General features: G+C 64.2%; 24 protein-coding genes. 18 read left to right on the top strand and 6 right to left on the bottom strand.

The features are described 5' to 3' along the window. Positions 1-227: 227 nt before the first annotated feature. Positions 228-857 carry a glutathione S-transferase family protein gene (locus tag JNA92_RS17235; protein ID WP_241805869.1) on the bottom strand — a complete coding sequence of 210 codons (630 nt, stop codon included), beginning with the start codon at positions 855-857 and terminating at the stop codon, positions 228-230. 145 nt (positions 858-1,002) lie between these two features. Between JNA92_RS17235 and JNA92_RS17240 the strand changes: the two genes are divergently transcribed. Together JNA92_RS17240 and JNA92_RS17245 are read left to right on the top strand one after the other, a co-directional pair. Continuing rightward, positions 1,003-1,518, top strand: a complete 516-nt coding sequence (locus JNA92_RS17240; RefSeq protein WP_241805870.1) for a GNAT family N-acetyltransferase — start codon at positions 1,003-1,005, stop codon at positions 1,516-1,518. 131 nt (positions 1,519-1,649) lie between these two features. After that, positions 1,650-1,967: a DUF2388 domain-containing protein gene (locus JNA92_RS17245; protein WP_241805871.1), complete on the top strand. Its 318-nt coding sequence runs from the start codon at positions 1,650-1,652 to the stop codon at positions 1,965-1,967. Positions 1,968-2,173: 206 nt separating this feature from the next. On the opposite strand, the gene glcC is transcribed toward JNA92_RS17245, so the two are convergent. Next, positions 2,174-2,941, bottom strand: coding sequence for a transcriptional regulator GlcC (glcC, locus tag JNA92_RS17250; RefSeq protein WP_241805872.1), 768 nt, complete (start codon positions 2,939-2,941; stop codon positions 2,174-2,176). 195 nt (positions 2,942-3,136) lie between these two features. Between glcC and glcD the strand changes: the two genes are divergently transcribed. The 5 genes from glcD to JNA92_RS17275 all read left to right on the top strand — a co-directional run bounded on the left by glcD (position 3,137) and on the right by JNA92_RS17275 (position 7,858). Beyond that, a complete protein-coding gene (gene glcD, locus JNA92_RS17255; protein WP_241805873.1) occupies positions 3,137-4,636 on the top strand; it encodes a glycolate oxidase subunit GlcD in 1,500 nt (499 codons plus the stop codon). After that, on the top strand, positions 4,636-5,688 hold the full coding sequence (gene glcE / locus JNA92_RS17260; protein WP_241805874.1) for a glycolate oxidase subunit GlcE: 1,053 nt from the start codon (positions 4,636-4,638) through the stop codon (positions 5,686-5,688). Before glcD ends, glcE begins: the two co-directional genes overlap by 1 nt. A 9-nt stretch (positions 5,689-5,697) precedes the next feature. Then, positions 5,698-6,933, top strand: coding sequence for a glycolate oxidase subunit GlcF (gene glcF, locus JNA92_RS17265; protein WP_241805875.1), 1,236 nt, complete (start codon positions 5,698-5,700; stop codon positions 6,931-6,933). Further along, positions 6,926-7,327 (top strand): heme-binding protein, encoded by a 402-nt coding sequence (locus tag JNA92_RS17270; RefSeq protein WP_241805876.1) that lies wholly within the window; start codon positions 6,926-6,928, stop codon positions 7,325-7,327. The genes glcF and JNA92_RS17270 overlap by 8 nt, the downstream gene beginning before the upstream one ends. Positions 7,328-7,519: 192 nt before the next feature. Then, positions 7,520-7,858 carry a hypothetical protein gene (locus JNA92_RS17275; protein WP_241805877.1) on the top strand — a complete coding sequence of 113 codons (339 nt, stop codon included), beginning with the start codon at positions 7,520-7,522 and terminating at the stop codon, positions 7,856-7,858. Between the two features lie 450 nt (positions 7,859-8,308). Here JNA92_RS17275 and JNA92_RS17280 read toward each other — a convergent pair whose 3' ends face one another. Beyond that, positions 8,309-9,319 (bottom strand): AraC family transcriptional regulator, encoded by a 1,011-nt coding sequence (locus tag JNA92_RS17280; protein ID WP_241805878.1) that lies wholly within the window; start codon positions 9,317-9,319, stop codon positions 8,309-8,311. 168 nt (positions 9,320-9,487) lie between these two features. Between JNA92_RS17280 and JNA92_RS17285 the strand changes: the two genes are divergently transcribed. Genes JNA92_RS17285 through JNA92_RS17295 form a run of 3 tightly spaced genes read left to right on the top strand, consistent with a single transcriptional unit; the run spans position 9,488 to position 12,128 of the window. Next, the gene (locus JNA92_RS17285; protein ID WP_241805879.1) at positions 9,488-10,672 is read left to right on the top strand and encodes an acetyl-CoA C-acyltransferase family protein; all 1,185 of its coding nucleotides are present in this window, start codon (positions 9,488-9,490) and stop codon (positions 10,670-10,672) included. Between the two features lie 13 nt (positions 10,673-10,685). Beyond that, complete coding sequence (locus JNA92_RS17290) at positions 10,686-11,534, top strand: 3-hydroxybutyryl-CoA dehydrogenase (RefSeq protein WP_241805880.1); 849 nt, start codon at positions 10,686-10,688, stop codon at positions 11,532-11,534. Positions 11,535-11,546: 12 nt separating this feature from the next. Further along, the gene (locus JNA92_RS17295) at positions 11,547-12,128 is read left to right on the top strand and encodes a TetR/AcrR family transcriptional regulator (RefSeq protein WP_241805881.1); all 582 of its coding nucleotides are present in this window, start codon (positions 11,547-11,549) and stop codon (positions 12,126-12,128) included. Positions 12,129-12,283: 155 nt separating this feature from the next. Here JNA92_RS17295 and JNA92_RS17300 read toward each other — a convergent pair whose 3' ends face one another. After that, entirely contained in the window at positions 12,284-12,925 is a 642-nt protein-coding gene (locus tag JNA92_RS17300) for a DUF1109 domain-containing protein (RefSeq protein ID WP_241805882.1), read from the bottom strand. Beyond that, positions 12,915-13,499, bottom strand: a complete 585-nt coding sequence (locus tag JNA92_RS17305) for a sigma-70 family RNA polymerase sigma factor (RefSeq protein ID WP_241805883.1) — start codon at positions 13,497-13,499, stop codon at positions 12,915-12,917. The genes JNA92_RS17300 and JNA92_RS17305 overlap by 11 nt, the downstream gene beginning before the upstream one ends. Before the next feature lie 197 nt (positions 13,500-13,696). Between JNA92_RS17305 and JNA92_RS17310 the strand changes: the two genes are divergently transcribed. The 6 genes from JNA92_RS17310 to JNA92_RS17335 all read left to right on the top strand — a co-directional run bounded on the left by JNA92_RS17310 (position 13,697) and on the right by JNA92_RS17335 (position 20,066). After that, positions 13,697-13,975, top strand: a complete 279-nt coding sequence (locus tag JNA92_RS17310; RefSeq protein ID WP_241805884.1) for a BufA1 family periplasmic bufferin-type metallophore — start codon at positions 13,697-13,699, stop codon at positions 13,973-13,975. Between the two features lie 16 nt (positions 13,976-13,991). Then, positions 13,992-14,825 (top strand): MNIO family bufferin maturase, encoded by an 834-nt coding sequence (bufB, locus tag JNA92_RS17315; RefSeq protein ID WP_241805885.1) that lies wholly within the window; start codon positions 13,992-13,994, stop codon positions 14,823-14,825. Continuing rightward, entirely contained in the window at positions 14,822-15,577 is a 756-nt protein-coding gene (locus JNA92_RS17320) for an HvfC/BufC N-terminal domain-containing protein (protein WP_241805886.1), read from the top strand. Before bufB ends, JNA92_RS17320 begins: the two co-directional genes overlap by 4 nt. A gap of 10 nt (positions 15,578-15,587) precedes the next feature. Next, complete coding sequence (locus tag JNA92_RS17325) at positions 15,588-16,055, top strand: DoxX family protein (RefSeq protein WP_241805887.1); 468 nt, start codon at positions 15,588-15,590, stop codon at positions 16,053-16,055. Positions 16,056-16,632: 577 nt separating this feature from the next. Next, entirely contained in the window at positions 16,633-18,765 is a 2,133-nt protein-coding gene (gene mtlD, locus JNA92_RS17330) for a bifunctional mannitol-1-phosphate dehydrogenase/phosphatase (protein WP_241805888.1), read from the top strand. A gap of 176 nt (positions 18,766-18,941) precedes the next feature. Beyond that, entirely contained in the window at positions 18,942-20,066 is a 1,125-nt protein-coding gene (locus JNA92_RS17335) for a mechanosensitive ion channel family protein (RefSeq protein WP_241805889.1), read from the top strand. 10 nt (positions 20,067-20,076) lie between these two features. On the opposite strand, the gene JNA92_RS17340 is transcribed toward JNA92_RS17335, so the two are convergent. Further along, on the bottom strand, positions 20,077-20,460 hold the full coding sequence (locus JNA92_RS17340) for a termination factor Rho (RefSeq protein ID WP_241805890.1): 384 nt from the start codon (positions 20,458-20,460) through the stop codon (positions 20,077-20,079). A gap of 194 nt (positions 20,461-20,654) precedes the next feature. Here JNA92_RS17340 and JNA92_RS17345 point away from each other — a divergent pair, with 194 nt between their 5' ends. Together JNA92_RS17345 and JNA92_RS17350 are read left to right on the top strand one after the other, a co-directional pair. Then, positions 20,655-20,888, top strand: coding sequence for a hypothetical protein (locus tag JNA92_RS17345; protein ID WP_241805891.1), 234 nt, complete (start codon positions 20,655-20,657; stop codon positions 20,886-20,888). Positions 20,889-20,923: 35 nt separating this feature from the next. Further along, positions 20,924-22,399, top strand: a complete 1,476-nt coding sequence (locus JNA92_RS17350) for an MFS transporter (protein WP_241805892.1) — start codon at positions 20,924-20,926, stop codon at positions 22,397-22,399. Positions 22,400-22,401: the final 2 nt, after the last annotated feature.

Consider the following 22,401-nt stretch of genomic DNA (forward strand, 5'->3'; position numbering starts at 1 on the left):
GTTGAAGTTGGAGCAGCCAGAGCAATATGCGGGCCGCTTTCTGTCGGGCGGCTGTACCTCGAAATAGCGGGCGCACGGCATGGCAAATAGTGTGCAAGGTGCACAGATGTGCACGTTCGTGATGGTTTTTTATGTGCCAAATGACTCAATTTGAGGCCGCCGCGCACCAAAGCGGGACGCGGCTGGGTAGTTTCCACCCGGCCGCCCCTGAAGGACGACGCGGCCGGTCAGGCCGAAGCGGTGCGTGGCATCAGTTCATAGGGATGCTTCCAACCCGGCAGCGCCTGGATACGCGCTTTCCACGCCTCGATATGGGTGAACTGAGCCAACGGGATGCCGGTATCTTCCGGCATGAACACATAGCCGGCCAGCGACAGGTCGGCGATGGTCAGGCGCCCACCGACCATATAGGGCGTTTTCGCCAGGTGCGCATCGACTACCTGGTAAGCCGCCGTGGCGCGCTCTCGCAGAAACTGAGTTACCGGTGTTTCGCCAGCGTTCTTCAGGCAGAAGATGAAGCGCAGCGCCGCGTAATAGGCAGTGAACTTGTGGTTGTCGAACAGCATCCAGCGCCAGATTTCGCGCTTTTCGTCGTCATCGCGCGGGCCAAACTGGCCGGTGCGTTCGGCGAGGTATTCGAGAATGAGCGCCGATTGGGTGATCGTCTTTCCCGCATGCTCCAGCACCGGCACTTCGCCCTGCTCGTTGACCTCATCCCGCCAGCGTTGGTCGCGGGTCTGGCCGTTGAAGAAATCGACGAATACCGGCTGCCAGGCCTGGCCGGTGAGTTCGAGCATGAGTGCGGCTTTATAGGCATTGCCGGATTCGGCGAAGCAATGGAGCGTGTAGTCGGGCATGGTAATCCTTCATTTTCCCAGGGGCGATAGCGCTGTTGGTCAGGGCCGTAAAGGGGCCGCCAGCCCGAGCAGACCACGCCGGCTCGACACGGTCAATGCACACGCGCAAAGTAGAGCGCTACCCCCGCATGCCAGGACGGCCCCTATGCCCTACCCCACACTCCCTCGCACCCTGACCACCCCGCGCACCCGCCTGGTCCGCCCCGACCCGGCGCTTGCAGGGCAATTGCGCCAGGCCCTGCTCGATAGCTATACCCTGCACCAACCCTTCCTGGCCTGGGCCAAGCCCGACTGGACGCTGCCGGAAGTGCGCGAGAGCCTGCAGCTGAGTGCCCGTGAGTTTCTCGACCCCGCAGCCGAAAAGCGTTACTTTGTGCTGCACCTGGACAGTGACGCAGTCATTGGCTGCATCGGCCTGCGCCCGGGCAACGCTGAGTACGAGGTGGGTTACTGGGCCAGCCAGGCGTTCACTGGCAAGGGACTGATGCGCGAAGCATTGACTGGCTTGCTCGATGCCATCGCAACCCCGGTGTGGCTGACCACCGACATCGACAACCAGGCCAGCCAGCGGCTGGCGGAGCGTTCCGGCTTCGTCCGGGCCGGCGCCAAGCTCACCGAACTCGACCCGAGCACGCCGCGCCCGCTCTATCGACGCCCCTGAGCCCCGGTGCTGCTGGCTTTGCGAACGGTGCGCGACGGTATCGATGCATCAAGGGAACTACCGCCTCAGTTCTGCCATCTTACTCACTGAGTGGTATTTCCCTTGGGCTTCACGCTATTGGAGAACACGCTATGCGCCACCTATTGCTCGCCCCTGCGCTGCTGCTCCTGCTGCCAGCCGGTGCTGCCATGGCCCGCGTCGATGCGGGCGACGTCGCTACCTCGGCCGGTGTATCCGCCTCGCTGTATTCGACCTTCAAGGATGATAAACGGATCATCCCCGCCCGTGACGAGCTGTCTGCATTCGTCGCCAGCGGCGGTGCCATTCGCGGCGCCTACGTAGAGTCGGCGTTGGAACAGGCACGCAAGGACAATCCTGGCTTGCAGGCCAGCGATGAGGAGCTGGCTCGAGCCATCTTGTCCCAAGATGACCCAATGGCTCACCACTGAGGCCTGTATGGCGTCAGGGCCACCCAGGTACACGCGTGAGGGGGGCTAGGTTCAGCGGTTCATCCTGCCCAGGTTGAACCGATGCCTATGCCCCGCCCTCTCTACGTCATTGCCTGACGTTCTCGATCGCCTGGGTCCAGGCAACCGCTGCCCAACCCCTTCCCTAAACTACAAGCGCCGTGTTCCGGTCGACGCCCGGGCCTGTCTCACCCCCACCCGTCCATGCGCATCGTCGCCCGCACCAGCCGCTGCTCCTCCTGCTCGATCTCGCGCAAACTGTCACGAATTCCGTTGATGTGCTCACGCGCCGCCCGCTGCGCCTGCTCCGGCAACTGCTCCATCACGGCGTGATACAGCCGCGCATGCTGGCGGTCGATCTGGCGTTTCTGCGCGGGGCGGCAATACAGGTTGTTGACCGATGCGAACACCGTGCTCAAGGTCAGATCACTGAGCGACTGCAGGGTGTGCACCAGCACCGGGTTGTGCGAGGCCTCGCTGATCGCCCGGTGGAAGGCGTGGTCGCGGAGGGCGTGCTCACGCGCATCCAGCCCTTCGGGCGCGGCGTGGGCGGCGAGCATGTCCTCATAGCGGCGGCGGATCAGCAGGCGGTCCACCTCGGTGGCCCGCAACGCCGCCAGGCGCGCCGACTCGGCCTCGAGCAGCGCGCGCACTTCCAGCAGGTCGAACAAGGTGCGCGGCTGCGAGCTGAACAGGTGCATCAGCGGCGTGATACCCACCTGCTGCCCGGTCAGGTCGGCGACGAACGAGCCGCGCCCCTGTTCGGTGTCGATGATGCCGCGCCCACGCAGGATGCGCAGGCCCTCACGCAGCGCAGAGCGCGAACAGCCAAGCTTTTCCACCAGGCGCCGCTCCGAAGGCAGGGCCTGACCCACCTTGAGCACACCCTCGACGATCAACCGTTCGACCCGCTCGGCAACCTGGTCGGCGACCTTGGCTTTGCCTTCAGCAACCATGCGCACCCCTCCACTGGTAGGACCACTTCCATAGCTTGCGCCAATCTATACGCCTGAACGGGTAAATAAACAGCGGCAGGCACAAAAACTGGTAGGACCAGTGTGCTTCGCACTCGACCTGGTGCGACCGGGCGCGCAGGCTGCGGGGGTAAGCGGTTTACCCACAACAACAAAAATTGCCGTTGAGTGAGCCTGATGAACATTCTCTACGACGAACGGGTCGATGGGGCGCTGCCTGCCGTTGACCAGCCTGCACTGCTGCAGGCCTTGCGCGAAGCGCTGCCCGACCTTGAGATCCTGCATCGCCGCGAAGACCTGGCACCTTACGATTGCGACGGCCTCTCTGCATACCGCACCGTGCCCCTGCTGGTGGTGCTGCCCGAGCGTCTGGAGCAGGTGCAGACGTTGCTCAGGCTCTGCCACCTGCGCGGCGTTCCCGTCGTGGCTCGCGGAGCCGGCACGGGGCTGTCAGGCGGCGCATTGCCATTGGCCAAAGGCATCCTGCTGGTCATGGCACGCTTCAACCGCATTCTTGAAGTCAACCCGCTCGGCCGGTTCGCCAGGGTTCAGCCCGGGGTGCGCAACCTGGCCATTTCTCAGGCCGCGGCGCCGCACGGCCTGTACTACGCGCCAGACCCTTCTTCGCAAATCGCCTGCTCCATCGGCGGCAACGTCGCGGAAAACGCCGGTGGCGTGCACTGCCTGAAGTACGGTTTGACCGTGCACAACCTGCTCAAGGTGGAGATCCTCACTGTCGAAGGCGAACGCCTGACCCTGGGCAGTGATGCCCTCGACAGCCCTGGTTTCGATCTGCTGGCGCTGTTCACCGGTTCCGAAGGCATGCTCGGCATCGTCACTGAAGTGACCGTCAAGCTGCTGCCCAAGCCTCAGGTCGCCCGGGTCCTGCTCGCCAGTTTCGCCAGTGTGGAGGACGCCGGCCGCGCCGTGGCCGAAATCATCGCGGCCGGGATCATCCCCGGTGGCCTGGAAATGATGGACAACCTGGCGATCCGCGCCGCCGAAGACTTCATCCACGCCGGCTACCCGGTTGAGGCCGCGGCGATCCTGCTATGCGAACTCGATGGGGTGGAGGCCGACGTGCAGGACGACTGCGAACGCGTGGCAGCGGTTCTGCAGCAGGCCGGTGCCGACGAGGTGCGCCTGGCCTGTGACGAGGCCGAGCGGGTGCGCTTCTGGGCTGGCCGCAAGAACGCATTCCCTGCCGTGGGGCGCCTCTCGCCAGACTATTACTGCATGGACGGCACCATCCCGCGCCGCGAACTGCCGCGCGTGCTCAAGGGCATCAGCGAACTGTCCGAACAGTACGGCCTGCGCGTAGCGAACGTATTCCACGCCGGCGACGGCAACATGCACCCCCTGATCCTGTTCGATGCCAACCTGCCCGGGGAGCTGGAACGCGCCGAAGCCATCGGCGGGCGCATCCTGGAACTGTGCGTGGCAGTGGGCGGTAGCATCACCGGCGAGCATGGTGTGGGCCGCGAGAAAATCAACCAGATGTGCGCGCAGTTCAACAGCGACGAAATCACCCTGTTCCATGCCGTGAAGGCCGCGTTCGATCCCAAAGGGCTGCTCAACCCAGGCAAGAACATCCCCACCCTGCACCGCTGCGCCGAGTTCGGCGCCATGCATGTGCATCACGGCCAACTGCCCTTTCCTGACCTGGAGCGCTTCTGATGAGCCTGGACCGTGACATGAGCCAGGACCTGCTCGAACAGGTGAACCAGGCCTTGAACCTGAACACCCCGCTGCGCATTCAGGGCAGCAACAGCAAAGCCATGCTGGGCCGCCCGGTGGCCGGGGAGATCGTCGATACCCGCCGCCACCGCGGCATCGTCAGTTACGACCCGACCGAGCTGGTGCTCACTGCTCGCGCCGGTACGCCCCTGCAGGAAATCGAAGCGACGCTGTTCGAGGCCGGGCAGATGCTGCCGTGCGAGCCGCCCCACTTCGGCGCCGGTGCGACCTTGGGTGGCGCGGTCGCGGCGGGGCTGTCCGGGCCGCGCCGGCCCTGGGCCGGTTCGGTACGCGACTATGTGCTCGGCACGCGGGTCATTACCGGCCACGGCAAACTGCTGCGCTTTGGCGGTGAGGTGATGAAAAATGTCGCAGGCTACGACGTGTCGCGGCTGATGGCCGGCAGCTTCGGCTGCCTGGGCCTGCTGACCGAGGTATCGCTGAAGGTGCTGCCACGGCCACGCCAATGCCTGAGTCTGCGCCTGCCGATGGACCGCCATCAGGCCCTGGCCGAGCTGGTTGAATGGGGCCAGCAGCCATTGCCGATCAGCGCAGCCTGCCACGACGGCGAAGCGCTGTACCTGCGCCTGGAAGGCGGTGAGGGCTCGGTGCAATCGGCCCGTCAGCGCCTGGGCGGCGACGTGCTCGACAGCCGGTTCTGGAGCGAGCTGCGCGAGCAGCGCCTGGCCTTTTTCGACGGCGACGAACCGCTGTGGCGCCTGTCGGTACCGATCGATACCGCCGAACTGGACCTGCCGGGGCGCCAGTTGATCGATTGGGGCGGTGCGCAGCGCTGGCTGAAGTCCAGCGCCCCGGCATCGGTGATCCGCGAGCAGGTGGCCAAGGCCGGCGGCCACGCCACAGGCTTTACCCCCGGCGAGCACAGCAGCGCCCCCCTGCCCGCCGCGTTGATGCGCTACCACCACGCCCTCAAGCGGCAACTCGACCCCCAGGGCCTGTTCAACCCTGGCCGCCTGTACCCGGACCTGTGAGGCCACAGCATGCAAACCAACCTGAGCGAAAGCGCCAAGCGCCTGGCCCGCGCCGAAGAGGCCCAGAGCATCCTGCGCGCGTGCGTGCACTGCGGCTTCTGCACGGCCACCTGCCCCACCTACCAGCTGCTCGGTGATGAACTGGACGGACCGCGTGGGCGCATCTACCTGATCAAGCAAGTGCTCGAAGGTGCACCGGTCACCGCCAGCACCCAACTGCACCTGGACCGCTGCCTGAGCTGTCGCAACTGTGAGACCACCTGCCCGTCAGGGGTCAAATACCATGACCTGCTGGACATCGGCCGCGCCGTGGTCGAGCAGCAGGTGCCCCGCCCGCTCGGCGAGCGCCTGCTGCGCCAGGGTTTGCGTGCAGTGGTACCGCGCCCGGCGCTGTTCAAGGCGCTGACCCGCGCAGGCCAGGCCCTGCGCCCCGTCCTGCCGGCCACCCTCAAGAGCAAGTTGCCCGCCCAAGTGGCCGCCCCTGGCAAGCGCCCGGCGGTGCGCCACGCGCGCCGCGTGCTGCTGCTTGAAGGCTGCGTGCAGCCGGCCCTGTCGCCCAACACCAACGCCGCCACCGCGCGGTTGCTGGACCGCCTGGGCATCAGCGTCGAGCCAGCGTTCGAAGCCGGCTGCTGTGGTGCGGTGGATTACCACCTCAATGCCCAGGAGCAGGGCCTGCAGCGTGCCCGGCGCAACATCGATGCCTGGTGGCCCGCCATCGAAGCGGGCGCCGAAGCCATCGTGCAGACGGCCAGCGGCTGCGGCGCCTTCGTGCGTGACTACGGCCACCTGCTGGAAAAGGATCCGCTTTACGCGGCCAAGGCTGCACGGGTCAGCGCGCTGTCACGCGACCTGGTGGAAGTGCTGCGCGATGAACCGGTCGAGCAATTGGGCGTGTGCCACGAACAACGCCTGGCGTTTCATTGCCCGTGCACCCTGCAGCACGCCCTCAAGCTCGGTGGCCAGGTGGAGCGCCTGCTGGCGCGGCTGGGCTTCACCCTCACACCAGTGCCGGACAGCCATTTGTGCTGCGGCTCTGCCGGTACCTACTCGCTGACCCAGCCAGCGCTGTCGCGGCAACTGCGCGATAACCGCCTCAACGCACTGGAAAGCGGCAAGCCGCAAGTCATCGCCACCGCCAACATTGGCTGCCAGACCCACCTCAATGGTGCCGGGCGCACACCGGTACGGCACTGGATCGAAATCGTCGAAGCAGCCCTGAACCCGGAGAACAGCCATGCTTAGCAAGCCCGTGATAGGTCAGACCGAAGTTGCCCGCCTGCTCGCAGCCGCGCGCCAGGAGGCTCTGGCGCATCAGTGGAATGTCACCATCGCGGTGGTCGACGACGGCGGCCATCCCCTTGGCCTGGAGCGCATGGATGGCTGCGCGGCAGCCAGCGCCTACATCGCCGTTGAAAAGGCCCGCAGCTCGGCCTTGGGGCGCAAGGAAACGCGTGATTACGAACAGATGGTCAACGGTGGGCGTACCGCCTTCGTCACAGCGCCGCTGCTGACCTGCCTGGAGGGCGGCGTGCCGTTGCGGGTGGATGGCCAGGTGGTTGGCGCCATCGGTGTGTCCGGGGTCAAGCCTGAGCAGGATGCCCAGGTGGCCAAGGCCGGGGCAGCGGCCATCACGTAACCCGAGCCTTGACGACTCACCGCCACCAGAAGAGCCGGGCCGTGGTTGGCTTTCGCAGGTCGACCGCTTGCAAACCACCCGGCCGTCCCTACATGTTCAGAAAATTCCTACCCAACCTCTCGGAAGCGTCCTACTTGCCGCCCACCACCATGGAAAACATGATCGGCTCTTGTGTCCCAGAGGAAGCAGCGCATGCATCCACACACCCGCACCACTGCCGAGCTGCGCAGTACCCTGCGCGAGCTGCTGGCTCATGATGTCAGCAACCCTGACGATGACCCGCACCTGTCGGGCGTACTGTTCTTCTGTGCCACCGACGAGCGCACGCGAGGGCTGATCGAACGCATCGAGTTGCTGGCCAGCGACTTGTTCTTCGACGCCTGCGGCCGCCTCATCGCCCACCGCATCCGCGCCGTTGCCGTCGAGGTTGTGTCCATCAAGCAAAAACGCAAAGCCCCCGCCGACGAGACCGTGATCCGCATTTCGCTGCTGGACAAAGGCTACATCACGGTGAGTACCGCACGCTTCTAAAGCCAACAGCCAACGGCGACACCGCCGCAACGCTGTCGCTCAATGCTTACTTTGCCTTTGCCTTTGCCTTTGCCTTTGCCTTTGCTTTTGCTTTTGCTTTTAAAGCGCGCGGTAGCTCAGTCACCGCAAATTGCGACTTCAGGAGGCCGAGCGCAGGTCTTGCGGAGGGAGGTGACGGGCATGGATGCCCGTCAAGCGCTTCGGCCCATGGATGGGCCGTGAGCGCGGTCCTCCCGGGAGCAAGGCCGGAGCGAGGGAACCCCGAAGCGAAGCGTAGGGGCCGGATGACGGGAGCCGGCGGTTTTTGGTCCCTTTTTGCCAAGACAAAAAGGGACCCGCCGTAAGGGCGGAAAGGTGAGTAAGCGCCACCATGGCAACCGGATATGCCCACCCGAATCAAAGCCCCCCAACTTCTATCTTGCAGCTTGCCGCTCGCAGCTCGCAGCCAACCTAGTGCCCAACCAACCTAGCCCGATACCTCCCCGGACTCTCCCCCGTCCACTTCTTGAACGCCCGATGAAACGCACTAGGCTCCTGAAAGCCCGCCTGCTCGGCAATTTCAGCAATGCTCATCACCCCCTCCCGCAACCGCTCGAACGCCATGGCACGCCGCACCTCATCCTTGATCTGCTGATACGAACGCCCTTCGCGCTCCAACTGCCGACGGAAAGTACTGGCACTGATACCCTGCCACTGCGCCATGGCCGCCAACGTCGGCCATTGCCCATAGCGCCGGGCACGCAGATGCCGGTACACCTGCGCCACCAACCCATTCTGATTGCGAAACCGGATGACCAACCCCTGCGGCGCACTCCGCAGGAACGTTTTCAGACCCGCCAAGTCCTGAACCACCGGCAAACGCAAGTAGGCACTGTCGAACTCCACCTCGGTACGCCCGCTGCCCAGGCGCAAGTCCGGGCCCCACAGCAGCAAGTCGTCGTCCTGTGCCGGGCGCGCCACGGCAAGCTCAGTGCGGTCGATGGCCAGACGGCGCCCGGCCAACCAGCACAGCAGGCCCACCACCAGCACAAGATAGGTTTCCTCGGCATACACCCGGGTCAACGGGTCGGCAATGTCCGAGTGCACACTGATCACCGCCCGCCCCGCGCGCACCGTCAGGTTGCCCCGCAGGTCACGCAGAAACAGGCTGAAATTGCCCAGGCATTGGCGCAGTGCCTTGTCCAGGTTCGGTTCCTGAATAAGGCCGCGGCAGATCAAGGCAAAGCTGCCCAGCGGCATGCCATGGCTGTCCAGGCGAAAGAACTCATCGTCCAGCAGCTGGATCTGCGTCAGCCATAGCTGGGCAAACGCCTTGGCCGGTACCCGGGCCTGCGGCTGGTCGAGCACCGCCGGGTCGATGCCCACCGCAAGCAAATGCGCATCACGCACCTCGGGCTGGTCGCGCAGGGCATGGAACATGGCATTGAGAAAGTACACCGCGACCGAATCGCTATCGCGCATGGCGTTATTCGCTGTCTATGCTGAGTGGCAAAAAGTGCCAGGTTGACTGAACAGATCCGGCATAGGCTGGCACAGGGCCTTTGCCTAGACTCGGACTCAACGAGGGAGCGCCAACCATTCTCGCAGAGCCTGGCCCGCTCCCGCCATGCCTTCGCAATCGGAGCCTCTATGAGCAGCGCAGAAATCTACGTCGTCAGTGCCGTCCGTTCCGCCATCGGTGGTTTTGGTGGCTCGCTCAAGGACCTGCCCCTGGCAGATCTTGCCACCGCCATCAGCCGCGCCGCCCTCGAGCGCTCGGGCGTAGCCCCTGAGCAGGTCGGCCATGTGGTGATGGGTAATGTCATCCCTACCGAACCACGCGATGCCTACCTGTCGCGGGTCGCCGCGATGAACGCGGGTATCCCCAAGGAAACCCCGGCGTTCAACGTCAACCGCCTGTGCGGTTCGGGCCTTCAGGCCATCGTTTCCGCCACCCAGTGCCTGCTGCTTGGTGATGCCGATGTGGCCATGGCCTGCGGTGCCGAGTCCATGAGCCGTGGCCCTTACCTGCTGCCGCAGGCCCGTTGGGGGGCGCGCATGGGCGACCTGCAAGGCATCGACTACACCGTCGGCGTGCTGCAGGACCCGTTCGAACACTTCCACATGGGCATCACCGCGGAAAATGTCGCCGCCAAGCATGGCATCACCCGCCAGATGCAGGATGAACTGGCCCTGACCAGCCAACGCCGCGCTGCCCGCGCCATCGCTGAAGGCCGCTTCGCCAGCCAGATCGTGCCGCTGGAGCTGAAAACCCGCAAAGGCACCGTCGAATTTGCCATTGACGAACACGTGCGCGGCGATGTGACCGCCGAACAGTTGGCCGGCATGAAAACCGTTTTCAAGAAAGACGGTACTGTGACTGCCGGCAACGCCAGCGGCATCAACGACGGGGCTGCCGGCCTGGTGCTGGCCACCGGTGACGCCGTACGCCGCCTGGGGCTCAAGCCGCTGGCGCGCCTGGTGGCCTACGCCCATGCCGGCGTCGAACCGGAGCTGATGGGCCTGGGCCCGATCCCGGCAACACGCAAGGCGCTGGAAAAGGCCGGCCTGAACATCAGCGACCTGGACGTGATCGAGTCCAATGAAGCCTTCGCAGCCCAAGCCTGCGCCGTGGCCCAGGCGCTGGATTTCGACCCCGAGAAGGTCAACCCGAACGGGTCCGGCATTTCCCTCGGCCACCCCGTGGGTGCCACCGGGGCGATCATCGCCACCAAGGCCATCCATGAACTGCAACGCATCCAGGGCCGTTACGCGCTGGCCACCATGTGCATTGGCGGCGGCCAGGGCATCGCCGTCGTCTTCGAGCGCGTTTGAGGGGGCTTGCAGCATGAGCATTGAACAGATCGCCGTGATCGGCGCCGGCACCATGGGCAACGGCATCGCGCAAGTCTGCGCGGTGGCCGGCTATCAGGTGCTGCTGGTGGATGTCGCCGAGGCCGCGCTGGCGCGCGGCGTAGCCACCCTGAGCAAAAACCTGGAGCGCCAGGTCAACAAGGGCACCCTCGATGCAGCGCGCGCCAGCGCAGCGCAAGCGCGCATCCACACAAGCACCGACTATGCCCACTTGAGCACTGCGCAACTGGTGATCGAGGCGGCGACCGAAAACCTGCAGCTCAAGCAACGCATCCTGCAGCAAGTGGCTGCCAACGTGGCGCCCGATTGCCTGATCGCCACCAACACCTCGTCACTGTCGGTGACCGAACTGGCGGCCAGCATCGAGCACCCCGAACGCTTCATCGGCGTGCACTTCTTCAACCCGGTGCCGATGATGGCCCTGGTCGAGATCATTCGTGGCCTGCAAACCAGCGATGGCACTTATGCCCAGGCGCTACTGGTCACCGAAAAGCTCGGCAAGACGCCGATCACTGCCGGTAACCGCCCGGGCTTCGTGGTCAACCGCATTCTGGTGCCGATGATCAACGAAGCGATCTTCGTGCGCCAGGAGGGCCTGGCCAGTGCCGAGGACATCGACACTGGCATGCGCCTGGGTTGCAACCAGCCTATCGGCCCCCTGGCGCTGGCCGACCTGATTGGCCTGGACACCCTGCTGGCGATCATGGAGGCGTTCCATGAGGGCTTCAATGACAGCAAGTACCGCCCGGCCCCCCTGCTCAAGGAAATGGTCGCGGCCGGCTGGCTGGGGCGCAAGAGTGGCCGCGGCTTCTTCACCTACTGAGGAGCGGACAGCATGCCCCCGGTCAACGCCGCGATGCGCTGTGCCAATTTTGAAGAGCGGCGTGACCGTGCCATGGCGCTGTTCGCCGAGAAAGGCTTCGGCCAGGTGAGCATGCGCGAACTGGCGGCACACATTGGCTTGACCGCCGGTTCGCTGTATCACCACTTCCCGAGCAAGCAGGACTTGCTGTACGACCTGATCGAAGAGTTGTACGAGGAGCTGCAGGCAACCCTGGAGCCTGGCCGCCGCGCCATGGCGAGCGGGCGGTCAGCGTTGGCCTGCCTGATTGCAGCGCACTGGCAACTGCATGCTGAACGCCCCCTGCAGTTTCGCCTGGCTGCCCGGGACTTCTGCTGCCTGAGCGAAGCGCAGCAAACGCGCCTGGCGTTGTTGCGCAAGCGCTATGAGACCGGGTTGCTGCGGTTGATCGCACCACAGGCGAAACTCCCCGACGCGGCATTGGCGGCGACGGCGCAGGTGGTGGCGACCTTGCTCAACCAGTTGCCTGGGATGCTGAAGGCGTTGCCTGAGGAACAGGGGTTGGGCTTGATGGAAAGCCTGCTGGTGGGGGGGATAGAGCGAGCATTGCGCTAGGCTTTGTACGAAAAGTGCCTGCGCGACGATCATGCTGCGTTGAGAGCAGGCTCGGAATGCTCATTTACACCCCGTAAACTCCGCTTCCTCGCCGGCTTTCGCCTTGCCTGATCGCCACTCGGCGACTTTTCGTACAAACCCGAGGCGCTACCTCTTCACCACCTCAGCACACGCGGACCAAGCACTGCTCCGATCAGGGTGGGCACCGACATGCCCAGCACGTACCAGGTCGCCCAGAACGGCACCTGCATTTCCGGGCAGTGCAGGCAGTAGACCACCGTTGCGGTCGAACCGGCGAGCAGGCCCGCTGCGGCGCCAGCCTGGCGCAAACGCGTCGGCGCCAGGCCACGCAATGCCCAGAACAGGGTGATGAACACCGGCACGCACAGCAGGGTGATATTCAGCGCACAGGTGCGCCAGGTACGCCCAAAAATCAAATCGGCACGGGCCTCGACCGGAGCCCCGAACAGGCTGATCGCCGCGCCCAGCCAGACCACCAGCAACGGCAGCCCGAGCAGCTGCCACGCTATCCCGCCGCGCACACCGGGCCTGGACAGACGCTGGGTCAGCCACAGCCCGAGCAGCGCCAGGCTGGTGGGCAAGGCCAGCTTGGCCCAGAACAGCGGCGTACGCACCACTTCGCCCAGGTCGCTACGCACGCCATAGAGGGCGACCGTCATCAGCACCGCAGCCAGTGTGCCTGCAAGCAACGCCAGCGCCAGGCGCCGTGCCAGCGCGTGACGGTCCACCGGCCCTTCACCGGCGGCCAGCAGGGTAATCAGTTCTTCAGTCTTCATGCTCTTCACTGCCTCGAATCAGCCTGGCAAGCGCCTTGAGCCCCCGGTGTATCCCCACTTTGACCGCCGAACTGGACAGCCCGGTAATGCGCGCAGTCTCCTCCACCGACAACCCCTCTAACTTGACGTGGACGATCGGTAAACGCTGGCGCTCCGGCAACCGCCCCAGCAGCTTGGCAAGGTCGCGACTGGCCTGGGCCGGCGCCTCCTCGCTGACGGCGAACAGGCCACTGTCGTCCTCCAGCAGGTCATGCAACGCGTCGTGGCGCGCATAACGGCGCAGGTAATCTGCCAGCTTGTAGCGGGCAATCGCCTGCACCCACGCCGTCAGCGGCTGTTGCGGCTGGTAGGTGTGACGTGCGTTATGCACGGCCAGCAACACTTCCTGCAGCACGTCTTCGATTTCGGCCGGGCGCTGGTACAGACGCCGCCGCAGAAACCCGCGCACATGCAGCGCCAATGCCGCAAGAAACTCGCGGTAAGCCTGCGCATCACCCGCCAGCCCGCGCAGCAGCAAAACCTGCAACTGCCTCTCGCGTGCGCCGAGCGTGTCTTGAGTGTTAGTTCGTTGCATGGGGCGCCAAGGTTACACCGTCTGAAGTTTTTTCTTTCATCGAACCTTAGCCGCTGCTGCGCTTTTCAGCGCCCCGCTCAGGTCAGATGCAGCACCCTGAAAATATTTTCGCGTGCCTGTAACCCGAGCAGCGGCCAGCGCGAACTAGTCCATGAGCCTGGTACATCACCACGGCCCCATCCTCTGGAGACACCCCCATGAATAGCCTCGCCCTCACCACTGCCGCCCTGGCCCTCGCTTCCATGGCCAGCGTCGCCACCGCTGCCGATACCACCAGCACTGGTGCGGCCATGGAGAAATGCTACGGCGTTGCCATGGCCGGCAAGAATGACTGCAAAGCCGGTGCCGGCACCAGTTGCGCAGGCAGCTCCAAAAAAGACTACGACGGCATGGCCTGGAAAAACGTGCCGGCTGGCACCTGCACCTCGATCAAGACGCCTAACGGCATGGGTTCACTGACCCCGATCAAGTCTTGAGCAGAGGCCGCCGACCATGAACTCGACTGCCTCTCTGGGCGCCGGGCTGGGGCTCAAGGCTGAACACTTTGCCCAAGCCTTAGCCTGCAACGCCGATGGCCTGTGGTACGAGGTGCATCCAGAGAACTACATGGTCGGCGGGCCGCGCCTGGCGTGGCTGCAGCGCATGGCCGAACGCCATGCGCTGTCGCTGCACGGGGTGGCACTGTCACTGGCAGCGGACGCCGAACCCGACCTGCCCCACCTGCGCCGGTTGCGCACGCTGATCGACCAGGTGAAGCCGGTGCTGGTCTCGGAACACCTGGCCTGGTCCACCTGGCGTGGTCAATATCACCCCGACCTGCTGCCGTTCCCCCGCAGCCACGAAGCCCTGGTACGCATCAGCGACAACATTATGCGCACCCAGGATGCCTTGGGCCGTGGCATCGCCATCGAAAACCCCAGCCACTACCTGCACCTGCAGGGGCACGCGCTGGACGAAATCGACTTTCTCGGCGAACTGGTGCGCCGCACCGGTTGCACGCTGTTGCTGGACATCAACAATGTTCATGTCAGCGCCCACAATCTGGGTTTCGACGCCCAGGGCTACCTCGACCGCTTCCCGGCCCATGCCGTCAGCGAAGTGCACCTGGCCGGCCACAGTCACGACGACCAAGGCGCACTGCTCATCGACTCGCATGATGCAGCCATCGCCGAACCGGTCTGGGCGTTGTACCGCCGGCTGATCGCGCGCATCGGCGCGCGCCCGACCTTGATCGAGCGCGACGGCAACCTGCCGGCCTTCGACGAACTGCTTGCCGAACGGGCCATTGCCCAGGCGGCACTCGACCACGCAGGGGCCTTGCCATGAACCTGCCCCTTGCCCAGTTCCAGGACGCCTTCATCGACGCCCTCTGCCGGCGCCCTGCCCCGCTGCTGCAGAGCCTGACCTGCCAGCCGGCGTTCGCGGTCTACCGCAATACCGTGATGGCCGGGTGCGTGGACGCATTGCGAGCCAACTTTCCCAGTGTCGAAACCTTGGTCGGTACCGACTGGATGCAGCAAGCGGCGGCGGCCTACGCACAGCACACGCCACCCGACGACCCGCGGCTGATTCGCTACGGCGCCACGTTCGCCGCCTTTTTGCAAGACAGGCAAGCCAGCCACGGGCTGCCGTACCTGGCTGACGTCGCGCGCCTGGACTGGCATTGGTGTGAAGTGTTCTGCGCCATCGAGCAACCTTGCCTGGCCCTGGCCGACCTGGCAGGCATGACGGCCAGTGACCTGGGCCGTAGCCACCTGCGGCCGCGCCAAAGCGTGCGCTGGCAATGGTTCGACGCGCACCCGGCACTGAGCCTGTGGCGCTGCAGCCGCCAAGGCCTGCCATGGCCCCAGTCACAACCCTGGGTGGCAGAAGGCGCACTGTTGAGCGCCGACCAGGATGGCGTGAACCATCAGCCACTCGAGGCCGGTGGCTGTACCTTCCTCGATGCCTGCGCGGCCGGTCACTCACTGCAAGGCGCCTCACAGCTCGCCCTGCAACGCCAGCCTGACCTCGATTTCACCAGCCTGCTCGGTCGCCTGATGCAGGCCCGGGTCTTTCTCCCGCTTTCATTCGAATGAAGGAACGGCCATGGACACCCTACGCCCACCTGCTCCCCCCATTGGCCTGCGCCAACGCTGGAACGCCCTTGCCGACGGCCTGCAACGGCTGCTCAGCGACAGTGCCGTGTGCCTGATAGCGCGGCTGGGTATCGCCGCGATCTTCTTCCTGTCAGGCCGTACCAAGGTCGAAGGCTTGCTCAGCATCACCCCCAGTACGTACGACTTGTTCCACACCGAGTATGCCCTGCCGCTGCTTTCGCCCTGGCTCGCAGCCCACCTGGCGACCTACGCCGAACACGTGTTCCCACTGCTGCTGGTGCTGGGCCTGTTCACCCGGCTTTCGGCCCTTGCCTTGCTAGGCATGACGGCAGTCATCCAGGTATTCGTCTACCCGGATGCCTGGCCTACCCACCTGTCCTGGGCCGGCCTGCTGCTGTTGCTGGTAGCCCGCGGGGCCGGCGCTTTGTCACTGGACCGATTGCTGAGGCTGCATTGAACCCAACCGGCCAGCTACCGTTGGGCAGCGGCAGGGTGTTGTGAGAAGCACACTTGCAGTGAAGCCCCCCCAAGCCGCGGATTTCCAGCCTTGCGGTGTCGACCCACAGGCGCGCCAAGTGACCGCAGACTATCGCCAGCAGATGCAGATCCTCAGGGAGCAGGCAGCGCTGAACAGGTAAGGCACGAACCGCGCATGGCACGCTGCGGCGCCCTTGCCGGTTGCATGTGACCGGGCATACGTGCAAGGGTAAAAAAGGAATACCCGTCAAAACAAAGGAAGCGAAGCACCCCATGCCAGGAATCACACGTATCCATCGCTATTTGCGCTCACTGTCTGCAAACCGATCTGCAGCCAGTGGGCGTGAAGTCAAACAAGGCGCCCGAGCTGCCTCGAAGCTCGCAGACATCCTCTGCACTCCCCGCTCTGTCCCCCCTTACTTCTACGTCGCGCCGGTGCGCGGCCCTGTCGATCGCCTGCCCCCTACCTGACAACTCAAGCCGCGTTTTTTCGCAGCGCTCGCTTGTACCCGTGTGCAAGCCGAGATGAATCACGACTCAACAAGGGGCAATAGCCAATGATCTTTTTTCAAGGCAAACGCATTTTCAGCGCCATCTTCGATATGGATGGCACCATGTTCGACACCGAGCGCCTGCGCTTCAAGACGCTCAAACAAGCGTCTCTGGAAATTTCCGGCAAGGCGCTGAGCGAGCAGACACTGATCGGTTCGCTGGGCCTGAGCGCGAAGAAGGCCGAGGCCCTGGCCAAGGCGCACAACGGTGACGACTTCCCGTACGCGCAGATCCGCCAGCGCGCCGATGAGCTTGAACTGGAGTACGTGCGCAACCACGGCGTGCCGATCAAAGCCGGCTTGCTGGAAGTGCTGGAGCGGCTGCGCAAGTCTGGCTTGACCATGGCGGTCGCCACCTCCAGCCGCCGGGCCATTGCCGAGGAGTACTTGATCAACGCCAATGTGCTCAAGTATTTCGACATCACCGTGTGTGGCGACGAAGTCAGCCAAGGCAAACCCCACCCCGAAATCTTCCTGCGCGCCGCCACCGCCCTCAACTGCGAGCCGAGCCAGTGCTTCATGGTCGAAGACTCGGAAAACGGCATGCTTTCGGCCATCCGTGCCGAAGGCCAGGCGATCCTGATCGAAGACATCAAGCCGCCGGCCGCTGAAGTCAAAGCCGGCGCGCTGAAGGCCTACCGCAGCATGACCGAATTCCTCGCCGACTTGAGCGAATGCGTGCCTGACTTGGGCATGCCGCAGCTTGAAGAGCCCTTTCCAGCGTCACTGAACCAGTTCCGTGTCGGCATTCACGGGTTCGGCGCCATCGGCGGCGGTTACCTGACCCAGGTGTTTTCCCATTGGGACGGCTACACCCGGCCGTGTGAAATCATCGCGGCCACCCGCTCGCGCATGCTCCGCGAAACCGTCTCTGCGTTTGGCCGCTACAGCGTGCGCTACGGCGCCACCTCGTTCGACCAGACCATCGAGAATGTACGCATGATCGACATGGACGATGCCGAGGCGGTGATCGACATGTACAACGCGGCAGAAATCGTCGGCCTCAGCCTGCCGGAGCAGGCCATCCGCAAACAGGCCAAGGTGATTGCCCAAGGCCTGCTGCGCCGCTTCGAGCGCCGGGGCCGTGACCTCACCATCCTGATCGTGCTGAACAAGATCGGTGGCGCCGCGTTCGTACGCTTGCACGTACAGGCGGAGCTGGAACTGCTGTGCGCGCCAGACATCACGCAACAGATCCTGCAAAAAACCCATTTCGCGGAGACGGTGGTCAGCCGCATCGTGTCCAAACTCAGCAACGAGGCCCTGGTCCGTCAGTTGCGCATCAAGTCGCAGATGTTCCAGAACAGCCTTGACGACGAGCCTGCACCGGTCAGCAAACCCTCCGCACCCGTACCTGAATACGAGCGGCTGATCTGCCGCTTCCGGCCGTTCGCGCAGTCCAGCAACGCGATGAGCCAGTTGCACCTGATCCTGTTCAACAGCGAGCCAGACATGCCGTTGTACGTGGAGCGCGGCAGTGACCTGCTGGAGCGTCTGCGCCAAGTGAAGACGGTCGCTGACATTGCGCAGATCCAGGTCATCAAGAACCGCCTGTGGAACGGCCCTCACGCCATCATTGCCTGGTATGCAAGCGTGCTGGGCTATGACTGGGTTGGCCAGGCCATGGGCGATGAGCGGGTCAGTGAACTGGCCGAGCGCTTGATCAGCCAGGAGGTCGCACCGGCACTGGTGGCTGAGAATGCCGACATGGCAGAGGCGGTTCGCGATTTTGCCGCCACCTTTCTGGAGCGCTGCAAAACGTCGTTCAAAGACCCATGCTCGCGTGTCGGGCGCGACCCACTGCGCAAACTTCAGCGCAACGAGCGCATCCTCAGCAGTATCGACCTTGCCCACAAGCACGGCATCGAAACCCCTGGCCTGGCGTTCGGGGCTGCGCTTGGCATTCACTATGCGTTGCGTTGCAACGACAGCAAGGACCTCGAAGCGCAGACCATCAAACGCATCTACCAGCAGAACGGTGAACGCGTCGAGGCTGTGCTGACCCATAAGGGTGATTACAACGGCAAGCCTTACCCAGGGATGGACCCCGTTGCCGACGCGGCGCTGATCGAGACCATTGCAGGGAATTTCAGGCAATTGCAGCAGGAAGAGAATGCGGTGATGTCCGCGGTGAATTAAGCCCAGGCTTGTGTCGCCTGTGAGATCGGCAGTGCGTGATCTCACAGGCGTCCAGGCGCTCAGGGGCTGCAAACGCCGACAAAAAACCAAAATCCGATCGACCTCTTGCGCCCACTGGGCGTCCGATGCACTGCACGTGCGAATTCACTCAAGGGCAACCAGGAGGCCAATCGCTCATGAACGATCGCATCATCGAGTTTTTCACCGACACCACTGTATTCGGTATTTCCATCCTCAACCTGCTGCTGGCGGTCGCGGTCGCCGCACTGACCTTTCTGGCCGCACGGGCGACCATCAGTTTTCTGCTCAGGCGGGTGCAACGCTGGTCCGTGCATGACGGTGCGCTGAGCCATGTCTTGGCCAAAGTACTGTCCGGCACCAGCAATTCCCTGCTGTTCCTCGCTTCTGTGCTGGTGGGCCTGAGCATGCTCGACCTGCCCGAGCGCTGGCTGAGCCGGGTGGGCAGCCTCTGGTTCGTGGTAGCAGCGCTGCAGATCGGCCTGTGGGCCAACCGCGCCATCGGGCTGGGCCTGGGCCGCTACTTCGCCCGGCACGGCACCCCAGGCCTGAACCAGGGCAGCGCCCTGGCTACCCTGGCCGGCTGGGGCGCACGCGTGCTGTTGTGGTCGGTGGTACTGCTGGCCATGCTGTCGAACCTGGGCGTGAACATCACCGCCTTCGTCGCCAGCCTGGGTGTGGGCGGCATTGCCGTTGCGCTCGCTGTGCAGAACATCCTCGGCGACCTGTTCGCCTCGCTGGCGATTGCCGTGGACAAGCCATTCGAGGTGGGCGACTTCATCGTCATCGGCTCATTGTCCGGCACCGTCGAGCAAGTCGGGCTGAAGACGACGCGCATCCGCAGCCTGGGCGGTGAGCAGATCGTCATGGCCAACGCCAGCATGATCAGCAGCACCATCCAGAACTACAAGCGCTTGCAGGAGCGGCGCATCGTCTTTGAGTTCGGGCTGTCTTACGACACCCCGACCGAGGCCGTGAAAAAAGCCCCGGCCATCGTCGAGGAGGCGATCAAGGCGCAGGACCAGGCGCGCTTCGACCGCGCCCACTTGCGTGGTTTCGGCAAGGAGGCATTGGAGTTCGAGTGCGTCTACATCGTCAAGGACCCAGGCTACAACCTCTACATGGACATTCAGCAGGCCATCAACTTCCGCTTGCTCGAACGGTTCTCCAGGATCGGCGCCAAGTTCGCCGTACCGGTGCGGGCAATCAAGGTCACAGCGCTGCCGCAAGGGGCCGAGACCTTCGGCCACAGTACCGAAGAGCGGGGTTTCAGAGAGGCCTGAGCTTCAGCCCCTATCGACCCAGCCCACGCAGCGCTTCGACCAATTGTGCCTTGGTCATGCTGGAGCGCCCCTTGATGTCCTTGCTGCGGGCCTCTTTCATCAGGCTTTCCTTGGTCTGGGTCTCCAGGGAAGCGCCTGATGTGCGGGCATGGCCCTGACGGGTTTTGGCGGCACGCCTGGCAGAGTCGGAACGCGCGGTGCTTTTTTCGCCGGGCGTGGTCTTCTTGCCTGAGCCGCCAGCTTTCTCGCCACCCCCAGACTGCTTGTTGACGGTAGCCCAAGCACGCGCCTCGGCCTCATCTTTGGAGACCCCCTTCTGCTCGTAGCTTTCTTCTATATGCTCAGCCTTGCGTTTCTGCTTCTCGGTGTATTTGGCTTTGTCTCCACGTGGCATGGCATTCACTCCTGCGGCAGTTTCCTGGTGGGGTTGGGCGGCGAAGGCCCGTCATCCGTTTGGACGAGGCTTGCTGGCGGATGTTCAGCCTGATACGCCGCTGTGCCTCGGTTGCCGGCACAAAGCGAAGCCAATCAAACTTTTTCATGCCCATAGGCTCTTTTGAAAGACATACCTTCAAGCGGGAGCAAGCCATGAAGCACACCGATCGCAACAACGGCGACAGCGCGGATAAAGTCCCTCGCCCGATATCCTCGGAGCAGGCCCAGCAAGGCGAGCCATCGCCCGACCCTGTGCTGGAGCGGCCGGACCCCGACACCGAAGCCGTGGACAAAGTGATCACGCCGACGTCGATCAAGGAACAACAGGCGCAGACCGAGGCCATCAAGCGGCGCCTGGCTGAGGTCGAAGACAAAAACCGGCGATAACCGAGCTGCCCACCCGCCAGCCGACAGGACGCGCCATGACGACCCACGCCCTGCAACCACCCGCCGGCGCCTGTGCGCAGGAGCGCTTCTACCGCACCGACATACCGTCCCGGCTCGACCGGCTGCCGTGGACGCGCTTTCATACCCTGCTGGTCATGGCGCTGGGCATCACCTGGCTGCTCGACGGCCTTGAAGTGACCTTGGCCGGTTCGGTGGCGGGCGCGCTCAAGGCCAGCCCGACCTTGGCAATGACCAATACCCAGATCGGCCTGGCAGGGGCGGCCTACATCGCCGGTGCCGTACTGGGTGCATTGCTGTTCGGCTGGCTCACCGACCGCCTGGGGCGGCGCAAGTTGTTCTTCGTCACGCTGTTGCTGTACATCGGCGCAACGGCGGCTACGGCCTTCGCCTGGGACCTGTGGAGCTTTCTGCTGTTTCGCTTTCTCACCGGGGCCGGCATCGGCGGTGAGTACACCGCCATCAATTCGACCATCCAGGAATTCACCCCGGCGCGCTATCGCGGCTGGGTCGACCTGACCATCAATGGTACGTTCTGGCTCGGTGCCGCACTGGGCGCGGTGGGCGCAGTGATCCTGCTCGACCCAGCGGTGCTTGGCGGTGAACTGGGCTGGCGCCTGTGTTTCGGCATCGGCGCCGCGCTGGGTTTGCTGATCCTGCTGATGCGCCTGTGGATACCCGAAAGCCCACGCTGGTTGATGATTCACAATCAGCCTGAAGAGGCCGAACGCATCGTCGCCAGTATCGAACGCCATTACCACCAGCGCGGCATCGCCATTCCCCCGCTGCAAACCCCTGCCCTGCAGCTGCGCGCGCGCGACCATACGCCACTGCGCGAGGTGTTCCACAGCCTGTTCAGGGTGCACCGGCGGCGGGCACTGGTGGGGCTGACGCTGCTGACCGCCCAGGCCTTTTTCTACAACGCGATCTTCTTCACCTATGCCTTGGTGCTGACCGACTTCTACGACGTGCCGCCTGCCCAGGTGGGCTGGTACATACTGCCGTTCGCCCTGGGCAATTTCTGCGGGCCGTTGCTGCTGGGCCGGCTGTTCGACGTGGTCGGGCGGCGCATCATGATCAGCTCCACGTACCTGCTGTCCGGCCTGTTGCTGGCGGTCAGCGGTTACCTGTTCCAGCAGCAACTGATCGATGTGACCGAGCAGACCATCGCCTGGATGGTGATTTTCTTTTTTGCCTCGGCAGCCGCCAGTTCGGCCTACCTGACCGTGGCTGAAACCTTCCCGCTGGAGATCCGTGCGCTGGCGATTGCCGTATTCTATGCCTTTGGCACGGGGCTTGGTGGCTTGATCGGCCCGACCTTGTTCGGCGCGCTGATCGAGACCGGCGAGCGCCTGAATGTCCTGTACGGCTACCTGATCGGCGCGGCGTTGATGATCATCGCGGCACTGGCCCAGGCGCTGTGGGGCGTGGCGGCAGAGCGACAGCCACTTGAACACGTAGCCAGGCCCCTGTCGCAAGTGAGCGACACCTGACC

Origin of the sequence: Pseudomonas putida, from assembly GCF_022627325.1 — a bacterium.
GTDB lineage: Bacteria > Pseudomonadota > Gammaproteobacteria > Pseudomonadales > Pseudomonadaceae > Aquipseudomonas > Aquipseudomonas putida_X.